At 33.2% G+C, this 19,380-nt stretch carries 19 protein-coding genes and 1 pseudogene; 7 read left to right on the top strand and 13 right to left on the bottom strand.

The window, feature by feature from the left end:
• Positions 1-5 precede the first annotated feature (5 nt).
• Both IWX83_RS08160 and IWX83_RS17395 read left to right on the top strand, forming a co-directional pair.
• Positions 6-422, top strand: coding sequence for a thiol-disulfide oxidoreductase DCC family protein (locus tag IWX83_RS08160; protein ID WP_196828928.1), 417 nt, complete (start codon positions 6-8; stop codon positions 420-422).
• Positions 423-503: 81 nt separating this feature from the next.
• Complete coding sequence (locus IWX83_RS17395; protein WP_255546366.1) at positions 504-635, top strand: hypothetical protein; 132 nt, start codon at positions 504-506, stop codon at positions 633-635.
• Positions 636-699: 64 nt separating this feature from the next.
• On the opposite strand, the gene ettA is transcribed toward IWX83_RS17395, so the two are convergent.
• The 3 genes from ettA to holA form a co-directional block, all read right to left on the bottom strand.
• Entirely contained in the window at positions 700-2,394 is a 1,695-nt protein-coding gene (gene ettA, locus IWX83_RS08155; protein WP_196828927.1) for an energy-dependent translational throttle protein EttA, read from the bottom strand.
• A 43-nt stretch (positions 2,395-2,437) separates the two neighbouring features.
• Complete coding sequence (locus IWX83_RS08150) at positions 2,438-2,620, bottom strand: CAL67264 family membrane protein (RefSeq protein ID WP_073353166.1); 183 nt, start codon at positions 2,618-2,620, stop codon at positions 2,438-2,440.
• A gap of 75 nt (positions 2,621-2,695) precedes the next feature.
• Entirely contained in the window at positions 2,696-3,700 is a 1,005-nt protein-coding gene (gene holA / locus IWX83_RS08145; protein WP_196828924.1) for a DNA polymerase III subunit delta, read from the bottom strand.
• A 94-nt stretch (positions 3,701-3,794) separates the two neighbouring features.
• On the opposite strand from holA, the gene IWX83_RS08140 reads away from it, so the two are divergent.
• From IWX83_RS08140 to IWX83_RS08130, 3 genes are read left to right on the top strand one after another with little or no spacing between them, the layout of a single operon-like run.
• Positions 3,795-4,244, top strand: a complete 450-nt coding sequence (locus IWX83_RS08140; RefSeq protein WP_073353169.1) for a type I restriction enzyme HsdR N-terminal domain-containing protein — start codon at positions 3,795-3,797, stop codon at positions 4,242-4,244.
• A 13-nt stretch (positions 4,245-4,257) separates the two neighbouring features.
• On the top strand, positions 4,258-5,259 hold the full coding sequence (locus IWX83_RS08135; RefSeq protein WP_196828922.1) for a glycosyltransferase family 2 protein: 1,002 nt from the start codon (positions 4,258-4,260) through the stop codon (positions 5,257-5,259).
• 53 nt (positions 5,260-5,312) lie between these two features.
• On the top strand, positions 5,313-6,146 hold the full coding sequence (locus IWX83_RS08130; RefSeq protein WP_073353173.1) for an OmpA family protein: 834 nt from the start codon (positions 5,313-5,315) through the stop codon (positions 6,144-6,146).
• A 273-nt stretch (positions 6,147-6,419) separates the two neighbouring features.
• On the opposite strand, the gene IWX83_RS08125 is transcribed toward IWX83_RS08130, so the two are convergent.
• From IWX83_RS08125 to IWX83_RS08115, 3 genes are all read right to left on the bottom strand, one after another.
• On the bottom strand, positions 6,420-7,040 hold the full coding sequence (locus tag IWX83_RS08125) for an L-threonylcarbamoyladenylate synthase (protein WP_196828920.1): 621 nt from the start codon (positions 7,038-7,040) through the stop codon (positions 6,420-6,422).
• A gap of 79 nt (positions 7,041-7,119) precedes the next feature.
• Positions 7,120-9,453 (bottom strand): ATP-dependent helicase, encoded by a 2,334-nt coding sequence (locus IWX83_RS08120; RefSeq protein WP_196828918.1) that lies wholly within the window; start codon positions 9,451-9,453, stop codon positions 7,120-7,122.
• A 118-nt stretch (positions 9,454-9,571) separates the two neighbouring features.
• Positions 9,572-10,339 (bottom strand): TSUP family transporter, encoded by a 768-nt coding sequence (locus IWX83_RS08115; RefSeq protein WP_073353178.1) that lies wholly within the window; start codon positions 10,337-10,339, stop codon positions 9,572-9,574.
• A 129-nt stretch (positions 10,340-10,468) separates the two neighbouring features.
• Here IWX83_RS08115 and IWX83_RS08110 point away from each other — a divergent pair, with 129 nt between their 5' ends.
• Positions 10,469-10,990 carry a hypothetical protein gene (locus IWX83_RS08110; RefSeq protein WP_196828916.1) on the top strand — a complete coding sequence of 174 codons (522 nt, stop codon included), beginning with the start codon at positions 10,469-10,471 and terminating at the stop codon, positions 10,988-10,990.
• Positions 10,991-11,179: 189 nt separating this feature from the next.
• Here IWX83_RS08110 and IWX83_RS08105 read toward each other — a convergent pair whose 3' ends face one another.
• The 3 genes from IWX83_RS08105 to IWX83_RS08100 all read right to left on the bottom strand — a co-directional run bounded on the left by IWX83_RS08105 (position 11,180) and on the right by IWX83_RS08100 (position 14,593).
• On the bottom strand, positions 11,180-12,190 hold the full coding sequence (locus IWX83_RS08105; protein WP_231379887.1) for a serine hydrolase: 1,011 nt from the start codon (positions 12,188-12,190) through the stop codon (positions 11,180-11,182).
• Between the two features lie 339 nt (positions 12,191-12,529).
• Positions 12,530-12,892 (bottom strand): hypothetical protein, encoded by a 363-nt coding sequence (locus IWX83_RS17460; RefSeq protein WP_370568402.1) that lies wholly within the window; start codon positions 12,890-12,892, stop codon positions 12,530-12,532.
• Positions 12,893-14,593: a M1 family metallopeptidase gene (locus IWX83_RS08100; protein ID WP_370568400.1), complete on the bottom strand. Its 1,701-nt coding sequence runs from the start codon at positions 14,591-14,593 to the stop codon at positions 12,893-12,895. It lies immediately after the preceding gene.
• A 104-nt stretch (positions 14,594-14,697) separates the two neighbouring features.
• On the opposite strand from IWX83_RS08100, the gene IWX83_RS08095 reads away from it, so the two are divergent.
• Positions 14,698-15,435 (top strand): diphthine--ammonia ligase, encoded by a 738-nt coding sequence (locus tag IWX83_RS08095; RefSeq protein ID WP_196828913.1) that lies wholly within the window; start codon positions 14,698-14,700, stop codon positions 15,433-15,435.
• 64 nt (positions 15,436-15,499) lie between these two features.
• On the opposite strand, the gene IWX83_RS08090 is transcribed toward IWX83_RS08095, so the two are convergent.
• From IWX83_RS08090 to IWX83_RS08075, 4 genes and pseudogenes are all read right to left on the bottom strand, one after another.
• On the bottom strand, positions 15,500-16,984 hold the full coding sequence (locus IWX83_RS08090; RefSeq protein WP_196828911.1) for an aminopeptidase P N-terminal domain-containing protein: 1,485 nt from the start codon (positions 16,982-16,984) through the stop codon (positions 15,500-15,502).
• A 483-nt stretch (positions 16,985-17,467) separates the two neighbouring features.
• Positions 17,468-18,013, bottom strand: coding sequence for a DUF1697 domain-containing protein (locus tag IWX83_RS08085; RefSeq protein ID WP_196828909.1), 546 nt, complete (start codon positions 18,011-18,013; stop codon positions 17,468-17,470).
• A 101-nt stretch (positions 18,014-18,114) separates the two neighbouring features.
• Positions 18,115-18,492: pseudogene (locus IWX83_RS17455) on the bottom strand (YIP1 family protein); the annotation flags it as partial.
• Between the two features lie 12 nt (positions 18,493-18,504).
• Positions 18,505-18,768, bottom strand: coding sequence for a hypothetical protein (locus IWX83_RS08075; protein WP_073353190.1), 264 nt, complete (start codon positions 18,766-18,768; stop codon positions 18,505-18,507).
• Positions 18,769-19,380: the final 612 nt, after the last annotated feature.

The following is a 19,380-nucleotide window of genomic DNA, read 5'->3' as shown; positions in this document are numbered from 1 at the left end:
AATATATGGATAAATTACCTAAACATAAAAAAATAATCCTGTTTGATGGCCTATGCAATTTGTGTGATTCAGCGGTGCAATTTATAATTAAGCATGACCAAAAAGACATTTTTAGATTTGTATCCTTGCAATCTGATTTAGGACAAGAAATTACTACACATTTAGGAATTGACACACATAAAACAGACAGTATTATTTTGTATCAGCCTGGTTTTGCCTATTATTATAAGTCGGAAGCTGCACTGGAAATTGCTAAAAATTTAGGTGGAATATTTTATTTTGCCAATCTCTTTTCTATATTACCGGTATCATTTAACAACTATATTTATGATTATATTGCAAAAAACCGTTACAAATGGTATGGTAAAAAGGACCACTGCATGATTCCCACCAAGGAGTTGCAAGCCAAATTTTTAGAATAAACGACCGAGCATGATATTTATCATGACTTTTATTTATTATCAATACTATATTTGGCCCAACTTAAAATAAATAAATAAATCATGAAAGACACTACACTTTTTTCTTGGGATAACGGAACTTTTATAATGGTTGTCGTATTCGGTTTAGTAATCGTTGGAATCGTTTCTGCCGTTTTTATTATGATGAATTCTGATAAAAAAATAAAAAAATAGCAAAAAAAAAGAGGATGACCAATTTTGGACATCCTCTTGCTATTATTACGCTAGGCAGAAGAAATTAACTTCTAATTAGTTTTCTATATTTCAATCGTTTTGGAGTTAAATCCCCACCTAAACGTTTCTTTTTATTTTCCTCATATTCAGAGAAACCACCCTCAAAATAATACACTTCTGAGTTGCCTTCAAAAGCTAGAATGTGCGTACAAATTCTGTCTAAAAACCATCTATCGTGAGAAATTACTACTGCGCAACCTGCAAAATTTTCTAAACCTTCTTCCAAAGCACGAAGCGTATTGATATCCAAATCATTCGTTGGCTCATCCAGTAACAAAACGTTTCCTTCCTCTTTTAATGTCATGGCAAGATGTAAACGGTTTCTTTCTCCACCTGAAAGCATCGAAACTTTCTTGTTTTGCTCTCCACCACCAAAATTAAATCTTGATAAATAAGCTCTTGAATTCACTTGCTTTCCACCCATCATAATCAATTCTTGACCGTCAGCGAAGTTTTCCCAAATTGATTTTTCAGGATTAATATTTGAATGTGCTTGATCAACATAAGCAATCTTTACAGTATCACCGATTAAAAACTCTCCTGAATCTGGCTTTTCTTCGCCCATTATCATTTTGAAAATAGTTGATTTACCCGCACCATTTGGCCCAATAATTCCAACAATTCCTGCTTGTGGTAATGTAAAGTTTAAATTATCATAAAGTAATTTTTCTCCAAATGCTTTAGACACATTCTTAGCCTCAATTACATTTGTTCCTAAACGTGGACCATTTGGAATGTAAATTTCCAGATTTTCATCCAATTGTTTTTGGTCTTCATTCAATAATTTATCGTAGTTCTGTAAACGCGCTTTTTGCTTCGTCTGACGACCTTTGGCACCTTGACGAACCCAATCCAACTCGCGCTCTAAATTTTTTCTTCGTTTGGAAGCTGTTTTTTCTTCTAGTGCCATACGGCTTGATTTTTGGTCCAACCAAGAAGAATAATTCCCTTTCCAAGGAATTCCTTCTCCTCTATCTAGTTCTAAAATCCAACCTGCCACATTGTCCAAGAAATATCTATCGTGTGTTACTGCAATTACAGTTCCGGCATATTGTGCTAAATGTTGTTCTAACCAAAGTACACTTTCCGCATCCAAGTGATTGGTAGGTTCATCTAGAAGCAAAACATCCGGTTGTTGCAATAACAAACGACATAAAGCTACACGACGACGTTCTCCTCCAGATAAATTCTTAATTGGAGTATCACCTTCAGGAGTACGCAAGGCATCCATGGCGATTTCTAATTTAGTGTCAATTTCCCATGCACCTAATGCATCAATTTTATCTTGTAAAAGCGCTTGACGATCCATCAACTGCTCCATTTTATCGGCATTTTCATAGACTTCCGGCAAGCCAAAACTATCATTGATTTTATTGAATTCGTCTAAAACAGCCATTGTCTCAGCCACTCCTTCTCTTACAATTTCAATCACCGTTTTGCTATCATCTAAAATAGGTTCCTGTTCTAAATAACCAACAGTGTAACCTGGTGCAAAAACTACATCACCTTGATAATTTTTATCAACACCAGCAATTATCTTTAATAAAGAAGATTTTCCAGATCCATTTAAACCCAAAATACCAATTTTAGCTCCATAAAAGAAACTCAAATAAATATTTTTAAGTACTGGTTTATCTGCTCCTTGATAAGTTTTACTCAATTTGGACATTGAGAAGATTACTTTTTTATCGTCTGACATTTTTTTTAATTTAAAATTTAAAATTCAACATTTGAAATAACTATTATAGTCTGCCCTTGAGCGAACTGAAAACCCATGCGTTAGCTAAAAAACCAACTCCTACGGCAGCAAAGCCCCAACCTGCAACGTCATCGTACCTAAAAGCACCTAAGCCAATAAGTAATAAACCCATGATAATCATTATAAGCGTGGCCCAACCTAGGATCGTATTTTTATTCATTGCCATATTTATGGAATTTCGTTTTTAATTCCCATTCTGAAACCTCATAAAGGGTTTGCAAATATCGGGATTTTTTACCCTTTAATTAAATATTTTATAAAGCATTTCTCTTAATAAATCAGATTGCGACAATGCATTGGCACCAACACCTTTACTTTTGACATCAATATCACGTAGAGCTGTTACAATTTGACTTACTTTTTTCATCGGATAATTCTTCAAAGCCACATCATATTCTTTTAAAAAGAATGGATTTACGCCTATTACCGCTGCTACATTTTTTGGATTTCTGTCCTTCAAACCGTGATACTTCAGCAATTGGATAAAAAAACCAAAAACTAAACTAGTCGTCACCACCATTGGATTATCTTTTGGATTCTGGGCAAAATTTTCAGCGATGGCATAGGCTTTTAATTGGTTGCGTTCACCAAGTGCTTTTCGCAATTCAAATACATTGAAGTCTTTGCTGAATCCTATATTTTCCTCAATATCCTTTGGACTTATCGTGCTTCCAACTGGCAAAATAATTTGTAATTTTTCGAGTTCATTATTTATTTTGCTCAAGTCTGTTCCCAAGAATTCTACTAACATGGCTGTAGCTTTGGGTTCAATAGCATATTTTTTACCAGCGAGGACACGTTTTATCCAGTCCCCAACTTGATTTTCATATAATTTTTTGCTTTCATACACCACGCCTGACTTAGCCAATAATTTGGTCAATTTTTTTCGCTTGTCCAACGTCTTATATTTATAACAAAAAACCAAAACCGTTGTTGCCATTGGGTTTTCGGCATAGCTTTCCAGTTTGTCAATGGTTCGAATCAAATCTTGTGCTTCCTTAACAATTACAACTTGACGTTCTGCCATCATAGGATAGCGTTTAGCGGTAGAAATAATATCCTCAATTGTGACATCTCTGCCGTACAAAACCGTTTGATTGAATCCTTTTTCCTCTTCCGTAAGCACTTTCCCTTCAATGTAGTCCGATAATTTATCGATATAATATGGCTCTTCACCCATCAAAAAATAAAGCGGTTTAATGTTGCCCCCTTTTATATCATTTACAATTTTTAGTACTTCGTCCATTTTTATGTTTTGTGTGAAGTTTACCGTTTAAAGTTTGTTGAATCACATGAGACTTTAAACTTGAAACTTTCAACTAAATAACTATTTTTGCTTCATGCAGCAATTAAATTTTTCTACTTATCATTTTCGTTTCAAAAATAGCGAAAATAAAGTCTCTATTTTTGATGAAATCAGGAAAAAATTTATCATTCTTACACCCGAAGAATGGGTTCGCCAGCACGTAGTCCAGTTTTTATTAGAAGAAAAAAAATATCCAAAATCATTAATTAATGTAGAAAAGGTTTTAAAAGTGAATGGCTTACGCAAAAGATACGATGTCGTCGTTTTTAATTCTGATGGGTCTATTTTTATTTTAATCGAATGTAAAGCACCCGAAATTAAAATTGCGCAAGCGACTTTCGACCAAATTGCGCGCTATAATATGACAATGAAAGCCCAATATTTGATGGTGACTAACGGATTGAATCATTACTTTTGCCAAATGGATTTCGAAAATGAAAAATATCAATTTCTTACCGAATTACCAATTTATCAAATCCGGTAATCAAAATTAAAAGATGAAAATAGCTGTTGTAATACTGAATTGGAATGGAATTTTATTGTTAGAAAAATTTTTGCCTTCCCTATTGAAATATTCTGCTGAAGCCACAATTTATGTCGCTGATAATGCATCGACAGATGATTCTATCTCCTTTGTCAAAGCTTTTTTTCCTGCGGTACAAATAGTAAAAAATGATAGCAATTTAGGATTTGCAGATGGCTACAATCAAGCTTTAAAATACATCGACGCGGAAATATATGCCTTAGTCAACTCTGATATTGAAGTAACCGAGAATTGGTTGCAACCCATTATTAAAACGTTTGAAAGTGAACCAAATACGGCGATCATTCAGCCTAAAATATTAGATTTTAAACGCAAAGATTATTTTGAATATGCAGGAGCTGCAGGAGGATTCATAGATCAATACGGCTATCCGTATTGCCGTGGTCGTATTTTTGATGCTTTAGAGAAAGATATTGGACAGTATGATGATCATTGCGAGATATTTTGGGCTTCAGGAGCTTGTTTTTTTATTAGAAGCCAAGTGTACAAAGACCTCAATGGTTTTGATGGAGAATTTTTTGCACATCAAGAAGAAATTGATTTGTGCTGGCGTGCCTTTAATCAAGGAAATAAAATAAAATACAATTCGGAATCCGTGGTCTATCATATAGGTGGAGCAACTTTACAACAGGGGAATCCAAAAAAGACTTTTTTGAATTTTAGAAATTCCTTGTTGATGTTGACTAAAAATCTTCCTAAAGAACAATTGTATAAAATTCTTTTGGGTCGAATGCTTTTGGATGGAATTGCAGGAATCCAATTTTTAGCACAAGGAAAACCCAAGCATTTTTTGGCAGTACTGAAGGCTCATTGGTCCTTTTATGGTCTTTTTATGGCTTACTATAAAAAAAGAAATAAATTTCAACATACAGAATACTATAATGTAAAAAGCATCGTTTACCTCTATTTTATTAGAAAAATTATAGTTTTTAACGATTTATTTAGAATTAAATAAAATATAAAAGGCTAAATTTGTCTTTCACAATATAAACTAAATTTTAACAATTTATGAAAAAAATCGTAATTGCCTTATCAGTAATGGCCCTTTTAACTTCTTGTGTTTCTAAAAAGAAATACACGGACTTAGAAGCTAGAAACAAAGAGACACAAGATTTATTAAATACTGCGACTGTAAAATTAAATTCTTGCTTAGAAGAAAAAGCAGGTCTTGCAGCAACTGCCGCTACTTTAAAAGAACAAAATCAAGGTTTAATCAGTGTTTCCAAAGACATGACTGTTTTGTCAACTAAGGGTGCTCAAAATATTGAAAAAGCTTTAGAATCTATTAAAGAGAAAGATTTGAAAATAAGCAGAATGCAAGATGCGTTAACTAAAAAAGATAGCGTAACATTAGCATTAGTGACAAGTTTAAAAAGTTCAGTAGGAATTTCTGATCCAGATATTGAAATAAATGTTGAAAAAGGAGTTGTTTTTATCTCTATTGCTGACAAATTATTATTTAAAAGCGGAAGTTACGAAGTAACAGATAGAGCTAAAATGGTTTTGGCTAAAGTTGCCAAAGTGGTTAACGACAAACCTGATTTTGAATGTATGGTTGAAGGTCATACGGACAATGTTCCTTACAATGGAACAGGTGTACTGTTAGACAATTGGGATTTAAGCGTGAAACGTTCTACTTCTATTATCCGTGTATTAACAAATCAATTAGGTGTTAAACCAGAGCAATTAATTGCTGCAGGAAGAAGTTCTTACATTCCTTTAGTTGCCAATGATTCTGCTGAAAACAGATCTCGCAACAGAAGAACTCGTATCGTAGTTTTACCAAAAATTGATCAATTTTACGAAATGATTGAAAAAGAAATGAAAAAACAAAGACCATAATTTCATTCCAATATCAAAAAACAAGCGCCTCAATTTTGAGGCGTTTTTTTTTGCTTTATTTCTATTCTAAAACATTGACAAAAATTGACTTTAGATCGAAACAAAAAAAGCAGGCCAATTGGCCTGCCTTTATGTATCCTCAATTTTTCTTTAACAACCAATTAAATATAATTAAGAATAACATGCTATTACTTTGTAATTAAAAAATATAATTTATCCGCAAATATAAAAATATATAATAAATCAGCAAATATTTTGCCAAAAATTTAAATTTTACAAAATATCTATATTTCCTTTTCCTTCTCTTACTACAATTGGTTCATCACCCGATAAATCAATAATAGTAGAACCTACATTATCACCATAACCGCCATCGATAACTAGGTCTACAAGGTTTTGCCATTTTTCGAAAATCAGTTCTGGATCAGTGGTGTATTCTATCACATCATCATCATCATGAATTGAGGTAGAAACAATAGGATTCCCAAGAAACTTGACAATCTCTAAAGCAATCGCATTATCAGGAACCCTGATTCCGACAGTCGTTTTCTTTTTGAATTCCTTAGGTAAGTTATTATTTCCCGGTAAAATAAAGGTATATGGTCCTGGTAAAGCTCTTTTTAAGATTTTAAAAGTAGCCGTGTCAATTTGTCTCACATAATCAGAGATGTTACTTAAATCATGGCAAACGAAGGAAAAATTAGCTTTATCAAGCTTTACTCCTTTTATCTTTGCAATGCGTTCCAAAGCTTTCGTATTGGTAATATCACAACCCAATCCGTAAACGGTATCTGTAGGGTAAATCACTAATCCTCCATCTTGTAAAACCTTAACTACTTTGGCTATTGCCGCTTCGTTGGGTTTATCTGGGTATATTTTTATAAATTGAGCCATTTTATTTAGTTTAAAATTAAGGGTTTGCAGTTTAATGAATTCATGATAGAAACCTAAACCTGCACCCTAAAACACGTTTTTATCCAATAATATCTAGTTTTGCAAATCGCAATAGTAATTTTTTTATACCGCCTACATCAAATTTGATTTCAGCTTTTTTATCCGCGCCTATTCCTTCCAGATTTATAACTTCCCCTTTTCCAAAGCGTTCGTGCATGACAATATTTCCTGCTGCCAGTTTATTATCAAATAAATTTGCCGCTCCTGAAGCCAAATTATTGGAAACCGGTTTTAATTTTCGAATATTTATATCTGATTTAGGTTCAGTATCCGTGTTGTATTTAGGTGGTGTTCCCCCTATTGGTTTTGCCAGACGCAATTTAGATTTATCTACATCACCAAAAATATCACTATCAATCATCGGTTTATAGCGGTAATTGTTTTCAGGAGGCGTCATATATTCTAGATATTGACTATCGATTTCCTCGATAAAACGAGAAGGTTCACTATCGGTCAACTTTCCCCAACGGTATCGTGATTGTGCATAGGTCAAATATGCCTGATGTTCCGCGCGGGTCAAAGCCACATAGAACAAACGCCGTTCTTCCTCAAGTTCACTTCTGGTACTCATACTCATGGCACTTGGAAACAAATCCTCTTCCATTCCAACGACAAAAACAAGCGGAAACTCTAATCCTTTTGCCAAGTGGATGGTCATTAACGCCACACGATCTTCATCGCTAGTATCTTTATCTAGATCTGTTGCTAGAGCTATATCTTCCATAAATTCAGACAAAGCGCCACGAGCACCATCTATTTCTTTTTGGCCATCGGTGAAATCTTTTATCCCGTTTAATAACTCCTCAATATTCTGAATTTTAGCCATTCCTTCCGGAGTTGCATCTTTCTTTAATTCTTGTATCAATCCCGTTTTTTTAGCAACATGATCAGCCAGATAAAACGCATCCTGATTCTCATTTATAGCCTGAAAACTCTGAATCATCGTAACAAAATCTAGTAGTTTTTGCTTGGTTCCAGAATTCAATTTTAAATCAATACGTTCTATATTTTGCATTACTTCAAAGATGGAACGTTTGTAATGATTGGCGGCAATGGTTAATTTTTCTATAGTAGTATTCCCAATTCCACGGGCTGGATAATTGATTACCCGCACTAAAGCTTCCTCATCTTTTGGATTAATAACCAATCGAAGATAACACAAAACATCCTTCACTTCTTTTCTTTGATAAAAGGAAAGTCCTCCATAAATTCGGTACGGAATATCTCTTTTTCTCAAAGCATCTTCCATAGCACGGGATTGTGCATTGGTACGGTACAAAATAGCAAAAGCGCCATTAGGCAACTGATTTTGCATTTTTTGTTCCCAAATGGTACTCGCCACAAAACGGCCTTCTTCATTGTCCGTTAAACTGCGATGCACTTTTATCTTTGGACCAAAATCATTAGCTGTCCAAACGATTTTATCGAGTTTAACTTTATTTTTATCAATAATGGTGTTTGCTGCTTCCACAATATTTTTTGTGGAACGGTAATTCTGTTCCAATCGAAAGGTTTTTACACCTTCATAATCTTTTTGGAAGTTCAAAATATTATTAATATTGGCTCCACGAAAAGCATAAATACTTTGCGCGTCATCACCTACCACACAAATATTTTGAAATTTATCTGATAATGCGCGAACGATTAAATACTGAGAATGATTCGTATCTTGGTACTCATCTACTAATATGTATCGGAAACGGTTTTGATATTTAGCTAGAACTTCAGGAAAACGAGTGAGTAATTCATTTGTTTTCAATAACAAATCATCAAAATCCATGGCTCCTGCTTTGAAACATCGGTCGACATAATTTTGATAAATTTCTCCCATTCGAGGTTTTTTAGACATCGCATCCGCTTCTTGTAAATCCGGATCATTAAAGTAGGCTTTTACCGTAATCAAACTATTCTTGAAGTTAGAAATCCTACTTAAAACCTGTTTGGGTTTATACACATCTCTATCCAATTGCATCTCTTTGATAATTCCAGAGATGGCACGCAGTGAGTCTTGAGAATCGTATATGGTAAAGTTGGAAGGATATCCTAAATGGTCTGCTTCGGAACGTAGAATTCGTGCAAAAACAGAGTGAAAAGTTCCCATCCAAAGGTTTTTAGCCTCACCTGCACCTACAATGTCAGAGATCCGCTTTTTCATTTCTCGGGCTGCCTTGTTGGTAAAAGTCAGGGACAATATACTGAATGCATCGATTCCCTGATGCATCAAATAAGCAATTCTTATAGTCAACACCCGCGTTTTACCAGAACCTGCTCCTGCAATAATTATCATAGGACCGTCTTTTTGTAAAACGGGTTCGCGTTGTGCTTCGTTAAGTTGATCGATATATTTATGCATGGAAATTTTTAAATTATATTATGCAAAAATAGCGATTTTGAATGAGGTTTTAAGTACCAAAAAAGAACAATCCGCGAATTCATTTTGCTGCTAATTATTATAAGAGATTCTGAATTTATTATTTAAAAAATACATCGTAGGCAAAACGGACTAAAGTACCAATTACTACCACCAAAAAGAACACTCGTATAAAACTATTTCCTTTATTTATAGCTAATTTTGCACCCATCCATCCACCAAAAGCGTTACTCGCAGCCATGGGTATTGCTATTGCCCAAATAATTTTTCCTTTTAAAATAAACAAACAAATAGAACCAAAATTTGTGGCAAGATTGACCATTTTAGCATTTGCAGAAGCATGTAAAAAATCAAATCCCATGATAGCGATAAATGCAACCACAAGAAAACTACCTGTTCCAGGACCTATAAATCCATCGTACAAACCCACTATAAAACTAATACCAATTGCATTAAAAATTTGTGTTCTTGGAGAATGATTTTTTTCAATTTGTTGACCAAAATTTTTCTTGGCATAAGTATAAATCACCAAAAAAGATAGCACTACTAATAATAATGGTTTCATGAAATCATTACTCACATACGTCAATAAAGTAGAACCCAAAAATGCTGATGGAAATGCCAAAAGCATCATAACAGACAATAATTTCCAGTTCATGTCCACCTTTTTTAGATATTGATACGCTGCAAAGGAAGTACCACTGAACGCAGGAACTTTTAAGGTTCCAATAACTGTAGCAACGGGAAGATTTGGCATCAAAATTAATCCCATAGGAGTTTGTATCAATCCACCACCACCAACAATTGCATCAATAAATCCTGCAGCAAAGGCGCCTAAACAAAGTAAAACAAGTACATAAGTTTCCATTACGGTATTTTATTTTAAAAAGTAGCGTTACTAGCGACAAAAATACTATTCGATTTGATTAATTGCTATTAAATAGAAATTGATTTTTAATCAAAAAAGTATATTTTTGTTCAAAATTTTTACATCAAAATGGACTCAACAAAAATCATAGAAATTCTAGCTTATACAATACCTTCGCTAATAACCGGTAGCGTTGCCTATTTTTTATTTGACTCTTATTTTAAAGATCAGCAAAATACCAGACGCTGGTTATTACAAAAGGAAGCTCAGAAAGATGCTTTACCGCTGCGTTTGCAAGCATACGAACGCATGGCTTTGTATTTAGAACGCATCAATCTTACCAAATTATTGATCCGCATAACTCCTCTTTCCCAAGATAAGAATGATTATGAGAATCTTATAATGGCGCAAATAGAGCAAGAATTTGAACATAATTCGACACAACAAATTTACATGTCAGATGAATGCTGGACCATAATTGTAACTGCAAAAAATGCGACAATCCAAATGATACGTGCTGCAAATAGAAGTGACCGTGTGGATTCTGCTGATAAGTTACGTGAAGTTCTATTGAATGATTTAATGGAAAAACAATCTCCAAGCAATGCAGCTTTGGCTTATATCAAAAACGAAGTGGGACAATTGTGGTAAGCAATCCATTCTGCAAATTGAGATTTATTAAAGCATTTGTTACTCATTCTCAAAATCATTCTACTTTTTAAGAATGCAATACCTTTATAATTCTGGAGAAGAGATCAATTCTGCCTTGCATTTTTATTTTCCACAGTTGGGGATATTCCTACCTGTCCAAAAAATAAATTCACGAATAGACAAACTAGATTATTGTCTACTTTTATCATATAATTGACGCCCTAATTCAGCTAAGAAAGGAAGACTTATACTTTCATATTCATAAATGTCATCGTTAAAAACACCATCTTTATTTGCTAAAATAGTCGCAGACAGCATAAATTCAACCTTGTTTTCTTGGTCAAGAATATAAGCACAATCAATCATGGTGCCATACGCAGTGCCCACTTTATTGTAAATTTTTATATTCGACGGAATATTTGCTGTCGTATCTCCAAACATAAAAAATTTACAATAACCATCATAATAGGTAATCGGATCAAAGCCTGCATTTTTAGGTAGGTTTTGCATTGAAAAAAGAATAAATTCTCTGTCTTTCTCTGTTATTTTAAAACGTTCTTCTTCTTTGAAAGCTTGAGAAAATACCATTCGTTTTAGTGTATTGTGTAAGGTTTCTAGTGGGTAGTAATTATTTTTAGAAAAGTCGAAAGGTGTATTTATTAATTTATCATCGGCATCCCGATAACCCACTCCTTTTTTGATACCCAAGAGCGCTAAAGGAACGGGACTTTCATTGAGTTTTGAAGGAAAAACTTCGATCGTTTGGTCGTCTTTGTAGATTGTAGTTGATTTTACTAAAGGGTTTCTCGAGTCTGGAGCTGAAAGACGGTGGCTTAATCGAAAAGGAAACAGCCCTTTTTCTTTCATCTTTTGGTTCACAAAATCAAAACCAATGAATTCAAGTAAATTTGTACTGGCTACATTATCGCTCACAGCAAAAACTTTTGAAATTTCTTCAGAAAATTTTATTTTATCTGTGTTCCCTTCTATCGTATATGAGGTATTAATAGAAGTATTAGGGATTGTATTCAATTTTTCCAAAGCCAAAATTGCAATAGGAAATTTTACTGTGCTCGCTGGATAAAAGTAAGTTTTAGCGTCTAAATGATACGTGTAATCCTTAAATGAAATTTTTCCCTTTTTATCTCTTACAATCTGAGTGTAGATAATTTGAAGCTCATATTGCTTTGGATTTTCCATCACCCTTTTTATGTTAGGATTATCGGAGGCCAATGTCTTTTTTAACAGGTCATTTTGCATACTACAACTAAATGTCGATAGTACTAAAAAAGCAAAAATATATTTTTTTATAACCATCTTATTTTTCTTATTTGAATTGATATTCTTGCGCTATAAATAAGATTCTGCGTGCTATTAGCTGCTAAATTAAATACTTTTACTTCAAATAGAGCAACACCATTACTATTTTAAAATACTATGTAAACCTCTTTATATCCTTTCTATCCGTTATTTTAAATTTTAGCAGCGCCGCTTTAAATTACATGCACCACTGCGAGGAAATAGCTTCAAAAAACATAGCTATTCTTTTAGCAAACGCTGTAACTGAAACTGTTCTGCTTCATTTAGGTCAGGAACTATTTTTTCCAAAGCAAATCTCATTTCTGGATTTTTTAATAATTTTCTTAGGTTATCTCTACCAAATTTAGAAAATTGCCACATGTGATGTGTAGTTGCATTTACAAGATTTTTCAAAACAATATCATTAATTATTTTGAAAGCAAGCAATTTATCCAAAGCATTTTGTCTGGTATTCGCCTCGTAATTTATAGATGAATACTCTATTAATTCATTGACCAATGTTTCTTTCTCTCTAGTATAATTAGGTGTTGATAAAGCGAGTGTTAACCACAAAGTCTTTAAATTATAATCATTAAAACCCATTCAAGTTTTGGATTGATCTAAATATTTAAAACGCTTTTCTGGAAAATTATTCCATAAATTATATAACGCCAGTTCTTGTGTTTGATATGATTTGTCCTCTAATAAAGTTTCATAATGCACTCTGAAACTTTCAGGAATTTCATTTACTGTTCCCGCAATTGTTTGACGTAATTGCACATTTTTAGTTTCTAAAGCTAAAATAAAAAAACTCTCTTTATCTTCCCATTTTTCATTTTTTAATTGATTTAGAATCGCTTCTTTCACCGAAAAATAAACGTCAGATTCCATTATTTTTTTAAAAAAATCCTTTTTATCTAACAACGGTTTATTTTTTAATTTTTCTACCGCAAACAAGACCTGAATTGATTTGTTTTTTAACAATAAAATATTAGCTTGTTGGGTATTAAAAACAGTAGTTTCAAGCCATACTTTACTAAAATTATCCAAATCATAATTTGATACTTTCTTAATTTCAGTAAAAAAATCATTGGTATTCACACTCTGAAACGCATGTTTTTTCAAATAGTTTTTGACCGCTTTTTTAAACGCCTTATCGCCTATTTCCTCGTGTAAACTAAATAAAGCCCAAGCACCTTTTTGATAAAATGTCAATGAACTTGCTTTTGCATTCAGAACAGGAATCGGGTCCGTACGAGAGGCAAATTTTAATTGTTGTGCCGACTCATATAATTTGGAATAGAAATAATCTTCACCATAGATTTCTTTTTCGGCAAGCAGTGCATAATACGTAGCAAAACCCTCCTGCAACCAATGGTGTTTACTATTTTCGGCAGTGACTAAATTTCCAAACCATTGGTGTGCTAATTCATGTGCATTGACATTGGTGTAGCTTCTGTCTTCAAATCCTGTTGAATCGACTACAAAACGCGTGTTGAAAAGCGTTGCTGATGTATTTTCCATTCCAGCATATAGAAAATCTCGAACAGGTGCTTGTTTGTATATTTCCCAAGGATACTTCACTCCTATTTCATTTTCTAAAAAATCAAACATTCTTTTTGAATCACGATAGGTTGGTTCAAATTTAGTTGCATCTTTTGGTTCCAAATACATTTCTAAATGAATTCCCGACTTTGATTTTTGTACATTTTTTTCAAATTTTCCAATGGCAAGCATCAATAAATAAGAACTCATTGGTTTTTGCATACGGTAGTTCCAAACGGAAAGTCCATTCAATTCCGACTTAAATTGCAACGTACCATTTGAAATGACCTGATAGTCTTTATCAAATACGATGTTCATATTAAAAACTACTTTTTCATTCACATCGTCAAAACTTGGAAACCAATGACTCGTATATTTCCCTTGTCCTTGTGTCCAAATTTGTACATTATCATTTGCTTCTGAACCAATGAAATACATTGTTTGCTTTGGCTTTGCCAAATACTGAAAAGTCAGGTTGTTTTTTCCCTTTTCAAAGGAGAAAATAAGTTGTAATTGCTTTTGGGTATTTTTAAAATCGATTGGTTTTCCGTTCAGCATAACATCAAAAAATTCCATGTTTTGTGCATCAATTTTAATAGTATCTATGGATTGTAACACTTCAAAATTATATCTGACATCTCCTGACACAGTTTTTTCAATTGGATTTATTGCAATTCTACCCAAAACCGATTTAAAATCAACAAATTGGGTTTGTTGGGCAAATGTGAATGTGGAAATAAAAAGGAATAGGTATTTCATTACTAACATATTTAATGATGCGATTTCCAAAGTTACAAAGGTTTCCCCAACTAATCCGGCTAATTTTGTAAGTTTACCTCCAGAAAACTATAAGTCAAACTACATTGAAAAAGAAAGCACTATTTAATTGGAGCAGTGGAAAAGATTCTGCGCTGGCCTTATATAAAACCTTACAAAATCCAGAAATTGAAATCTCTTGTTTATTAACCAGTGTAAACCAACAGCATCAACGTGTTTCTATGCATGGAGTTAGAGTTGAATTATTACAACAACAAGCCCAAAGCATTGGATTACCGCTTGAAATCATGCAAATTCCTGAAATGCCAACTATGGAAGCCTACGAAGATGTGATGCGAAAAACATTGGCAAAACTAAAAAATCATGGTGTCACCCATTCTATTTTTGGAGATATTTTTCTGGAAGATTTGCGTAAATACCGTGAAGATAAATTAGCCGAAATAGGTTTCGAATGCATTTTTCCACTTTGGAAAACCCCAACCCACGAAATCATTCAGGAATTTATACGTTTAGGTTTTAAAACAATTGTGGTTTGTGTGAACGAACGCCATTTGGATAAAAGCTTCGTAGGTCGCGTTATCGATGAGGATTTCATAAATGATTTACCAGAAAATGTAGATGTTTGTGGCGAAAATGGCGAATTCCACACCTTCACTTTTGACGGTCCCATTTTCTCCAAACCTATCAAATTTGAAATTGGAGAAGTTGTGTATCGAAAATATGAAAAACCAGAAAAAGAAGATTCATCCGATACTGCTTGTGATACAAGTGCATCCGATGTGTTTGATTTTGGGTTTTGGTATTGTGATTTGGTTGGTAAATGATTTAAAAAAAACTCCGAAATCAATAAGACAACGGAGTTCTATTTGTAAAGAATAGTAAAATACACTAATCTAAACTTGGTACAGAAAAAGTATCTAAAACACTTTTTTCACTCATAAGTGCTTCAATTTCATTTGATTTTCTTGGTGCTTCCGATGATAAATTTACCGGTCCATTTGCTGTAATTAAAATATCATCTTCAATTCGTACCGCAATTCCCCACCATTTTTTATCACAATCACTACCTATTGGAATGTAAATTCCAGGCTCTACGGTCACGACCATATCTGCTTCAAAAACAGTATACAAACCTGGATCGTGAACATCTAACCCAATGTGATGGGAAGTTCCGTGAGGAAAATATTTTCTGGATTCTTGTTCCGTTTTAACAATTCCTAGTTTCACTAAGCCAGCAGTGATTATTTTGCGTGCAGCAACATCCGGCGCATTAAAACTATTCCCCACTTTTGCAGCAGCAATACCAGCTTCTTGCGCTTCATAAACCAAATCATAAATTAGTTTTTGCTCCGTAGAAAATTTTCCGTTAGCTGGAATGGTTCGGGTTACATCAGCAGTATACCCATGATATTCAGCTCCTAAATCCATTAAAACCAACTCGTTTTCGACTTTCATTTTGCTGTTTTCAATATAATGCAATACGCAACCGTTATTTCCTGCGCCCACGATTGATGGATAACCCTCAAACTCACTGCCGTACTTTTTGTATACAAATTCATGAATTCCCTGTATTTCCGTTTCCGACATTCCAGGATGCATCGCTTTCATGATTTCACGTTGTCCCATTGCCGAAATCCGAACCGCTTTAGTCAATAAAACCAACTCTTCTTTGGATTTTTTCTCGCGCAAACTCGCCATAAATGTCAAAATCGATTTGGTATTTATTGTAGCCTTTTTTGAAGTGATGCTATTTTTAGTATTCATTTCGTTTTGCACATTCAAATCCATTTGTGGTCTCTCTTTTTCGCTGTAGCCAATTTGAGAGTTAAAAGCACTAATTAATTTATATAAATCGGCTTTTTCATTTTTCGAATTTCGGGTATCTTCTTCAAATTCCTTAAAGAAAACAGTATCAAAATTTGCATAATCAATCCCCGAATTTAAAAACGCCGCTCCATTCAAAGCATTATCAAAACCCAACTCTTTTTTGGCGCCCTCCGTTCCTAAGCGGACTCCTGTCCATTGCTCTGCTCTTGGATTTTTTTCCTGAACATAGAGCAATTCATTGAATGACTTTCCGTCTGTATTGGTTTTATTGTTCGAAAAAACAACTAGCACTGAATTAGGTTCTTTGTATCCTGTTAAATAATAAAAATCCGGATCTTGATGGTAGATAAAATCCACATCATTGGCTCGGTTCCGAATAGGATTACTAAAAAATACCGCCACACTATTCTGAGGCATTTTGGCACGCAAGGCTTCTCTGCGTTCTTTATGGAATTGAGCCGACAAATAATCGTTTGGATTTCCGTTTTGCGCTATGGAGACACAAACAAAAAAGACAGTAAAAACAAAAGAAAGTTTTAAATTCATAGCGCTACATTTTAGGGTTTTGCAAAATAAATAAAAGATTTTGATAGCATTAATTAGTACGTAAATATAATTTTTTTGTGCGTACCAACTATTTTTTTATTGAAAGACTGATTCTTCTATTCGATTGAAAATAGAAAAAGAGCACCAGAAGTTTTTACAACTTCTGAATACTCTTTGACAAAAGTGCTTCATAATCCTAAAATTAACCAAATCTAAACCTTATGAAAATGTTTTAATAAGCACTTATAATTTACTTTTTAACTAAAATTATAAAACAGTATTTGACTTCGGTTATATATATTTTATAGATGCTACTTCTTGCAATAGGTTGCGTCAAATTTTAACTATTTTTTTCTAAAGCTAAAATAGAGTCTTAAAAATCTTTGTTTAAACTCCAAAAAAATACCGCTAATTCGCAAATTTAAGATGGATTATACCATTTATAATTTGCAAATTAGCGGTTGAACCGGACTAGAAGTCTTATTATCGTTCTTCGTACATTTTCAGCAATTGTGTCACTGTATTCCAATTTCGGATTGTTGCAATAACATTCAGTTTTTTCTCGATGTATTTTTGATCAAATCTGGTCTTTCCGGCGCCAACAGCATATTTTATAAAGATTTTGTTACCATCAATACTTGCTTCATCTGGTTTGAATTGGCTAATTTTCAAATCATTCATACTCGTACTTTGCAACGTGGTCGAAATAAAAGCCACATACAACTTCTTTGTATCAATGTCTTTTTCCTTCAAAAATGAATTCTTTTTGAAACAAGCTTCTAAATCCTCTTTTTTAATAACAACAACAGGCACTTCATATCCAAAAATCTTAAAAATTTCCTGTTTTATTTTGAATCCAACGGCAGCTCCATTTTCTTCTTCGGTATCCACAAAAACATTTCCGGATTGAATATACGTTTGCACATTTTGAAAACCAATGGTTTCCAAAGTCGTTTTTAGGGCTTCCATTTTTATCATACTGTGACCAGAAACGTTGATGCCACGAAGTAATGCGAGATGAGTTATCATTTGTTGAAATTTTATTTTTTGCGAAGGTATTGTGTTTAAAAAGATAAATACATATTTTATTATCAGTTCTTCTCAACTTAGTAATACTCATTTTAGGGTGATTATTCGAATATTTTAATAATTAAGACCAAAACTAAAATAGCAAAAATTAGTATTATTACAGGAAATAATACATTTAATATTGCTTTACCAATAGATAATTGCTGTACTTCAGCTATTCCAATTATGCACAATACAAGCGACCAAATTCCCAGTCCCGACTCTACAAAAAGCAGTAGATACAAAATCACACTTTTAGTTGAAGCTAAATTGTATAAATCAGAATCTGATTGGAATAATTGATTTCCATATAACGCAAGCTGCGGAATCAGAAGTATTAAAATGAAAATAGAAGGAAAAAAAGCATAAGCTAAAACTCTTACTATAGATTGTGTATTTCCCTTTCCATTCAACCAAGCGCCAGTCCAGCTAATAAGCGCAGCATATAGATATTAGGAAATCCAGCCAAAAATACCACCAAAAATAACACAGACAGCGATGGTATTCCAAAGGGAAAAGTTATTTCCCATATTTTTCGTTGATGCTCTATCAAAAGTTCTTACAATACCAGCTAGAAATAATAAAATATACAAATGTTTCTCATATTTGTATTCATTTATAAATTGAAAAGCTGTTCGTGGAGCGATCATTAATTTTAGGAACAGCTCTTTCTCAGCGATTTTAATTCTTTCCGGTGGTTGTTCTGTTTCATTCATAGTATTATTGTCATTTTTTAATTGATTATTTGTTCAGGCGCTGGAATAATCAAAAATAATATACTTCTTTCTTATTATAAAAGTACATCAGCAGCAGTTTATTTGTTAAAATTAGTCTCAAGATTACATTTGTAATATATAGAGCTCATTGAACTGTTATATCAAAAAATAATTAGCTACTATCTTGTTTATAACACCTTACACTTGATAATACTACATTCTAATAATTTTCGCACTTTATAATAAGTGTAAAAATTATCCACGACAATGCCTATTATTTTTTATCTTGGATTAATTTTGATTTTTCGTGTTTTCCAAATATAGTACTAATAAGTTTAAATTTTTATGTTACAATACTTTCCCAAAATTATTCCTAAATAAACGCACCTGTTTCCATTTTCCTGTAATCGCTTAAAAAAAATAAAAAAAAGCCTCCAACAAAACATCGTTTTGGTGGAGGCTTTCACTACTAAAATGCAACGTGAATTAGCAACAAACTGCAGTAGTTTAAAATATTATTTTTGAGGTGTTCGGATAATTACTTATACTTTTTATGTAAATTTAAAGAATGGAAAAATTTACAGGAGAAAGTATTTTAGAATTCACCGATAA

The organism is Flavobacterium sp. CG_9.1 (assembly GCF_015751645.1).
Classification (GTDB): domain Bacteria; phylum Bacteroidota; class Bacteroidia; order Flavobacteriales; family Flavobacteriaceae; genus Flavobacterium; species Flavobacterium xanthum.
The sequence above is the reverse complement of the archived record's forward strand: the minus strand, read 5'-3'. Positions and strand labels throughout refer to the sequence as shown.

What these genes read in the sequence shown, in the direction of transcription:
- IWX83_RS08160 (WP_196828928.1), top strand. Translation starts at nt 6, where the DNA reads ATGGATAAATTACCTAAACATAAAAAAATAATCCTGTTTGATGGCCTA.
- IWX83_RS17395 (WP_255546366.1), top strand. Translation starts at nt 504, where the DNA reads ATGAAAGACACTACACTTTTTTCTTGGGATAACGGAACTTTTATAATG.
- ettA (WP_196828927.1), bottom strand. Translation starts at nt 2,394, where the DNA reads ATGTCAGACGATAAAAAAGTAATCTTCTCAATGTCCAAATTGAGTAAA.
- IWX83_RS08150 (WP_073353166.1), bottom strand. Translation starts at nt 2,620, where the DNA reads ATGGCAATGAATAAAAATACGATCCTAGGTTGGGCCACGCTTATAATG.
- holA (WP_196828924.1), bottom strand. Translation starts at nt 3,700, where the DNA reads ATGGACGAAGTACTAAAAATTGTAAATGATATAAAAGGGGGCAACATT.
- IWX83_RS08140 (WP_073353169.1), top strand. Translation starts at nt 3,795, where the DNA reads ATGCAGCAATTAAATTTTTCTACTTATCATTTTCGTTTCAAAAATAGC.
- IWX83_RS08135 (WP_196828922.1), top strand. Translation starts at nt 4,258, where the DNA reads ATGAAAATAGCTGTTGTAATACTGAATTGGAATGGAATTTTATTGTTA.
- IWX83_RS08130 (WP_073353173.1), top strand. Translation starts at nt 5,313, where the DNA reads ATGAAAAAAATCGTAATTGCCTTATCAGTAATGGCCCTTTTAACTTCT.
- IWX83_RS08125 (WP_196828920.1), bottom strand. Translation starts at nt 7,040, where the DNA reads ATGGCTCAATTTATAAAAATATACCCAGATAAACCCAACGAAGCGGCA.
- IWX83_RS08120 (WP_196828918.1), bottom strand. Translation starts at nt 9,453, where the DNA reads ATGCATAAATATATCGATCAACTTAACGAAGCACAACGCGAACCCGTT.
- IWX83_RS08115 (WP_073353178.1), bottom strand. Translation starts at nt 10,339, where the DNA reads ATGGAAACTTATGTACTTGTTTTACTTTGTTTAGGCGCCTTTGCTGCA.
- IWX83_RS08110 (WP_196828916.1), top strand. Translation starts at nt 10,469, where the DNA reads ATGGACTCAACAAAAATCATAGAAATTCTAGCTTATACAATACCTTCG.
- IWX83_RS08105 (WP_231379887.1), bottom strand. Translation starts at nt 12,190, where the DNA reads ATGGAAAATCCAAAGCAATATGAGCTTCAAATTATCTACACTCAGATT.
- IWX83_RS17460 (WP_370568402.1), bottom strand. Translation starts at nt 12,892, where the DNA reads ATGGGTTTTAATGATTATAATTTAAAGACTTTGTGGTTAACACTCGCT.
- IWX83_RS08100 (WP_370568400.1), bottom strand. Translation starts at nt 14,593, where the DNA reads ATGAAATACCTATTCCTTTTTATTTCCACATTCACATTTGCCCAACAA.
- IWX83_RS08090 (WP_196828911.1), bottom strand. Translation starts at nt 16,984, where the DNA reads ATGAATTTAAAACTTTCTTTTGTTTTTACTGTCTTTTTTGTTTGTGTC.
- IWX83_RS08085 (WP_196828909.1), bottom strand. Translation starts at nt 18,013, where the DNA reads ATGATAACTCATCTCGCATTACTTCGTGGCATCAACGTTTCTGGTCAC.
- IWX83_RS08075 (WP_073353190.1), bottom strand. Translation starts at nt 18,768, where the DNA reads ATGAATGAAACAGAACAACCACCGGAAAGAATTAAAATCGCTGAGAAA.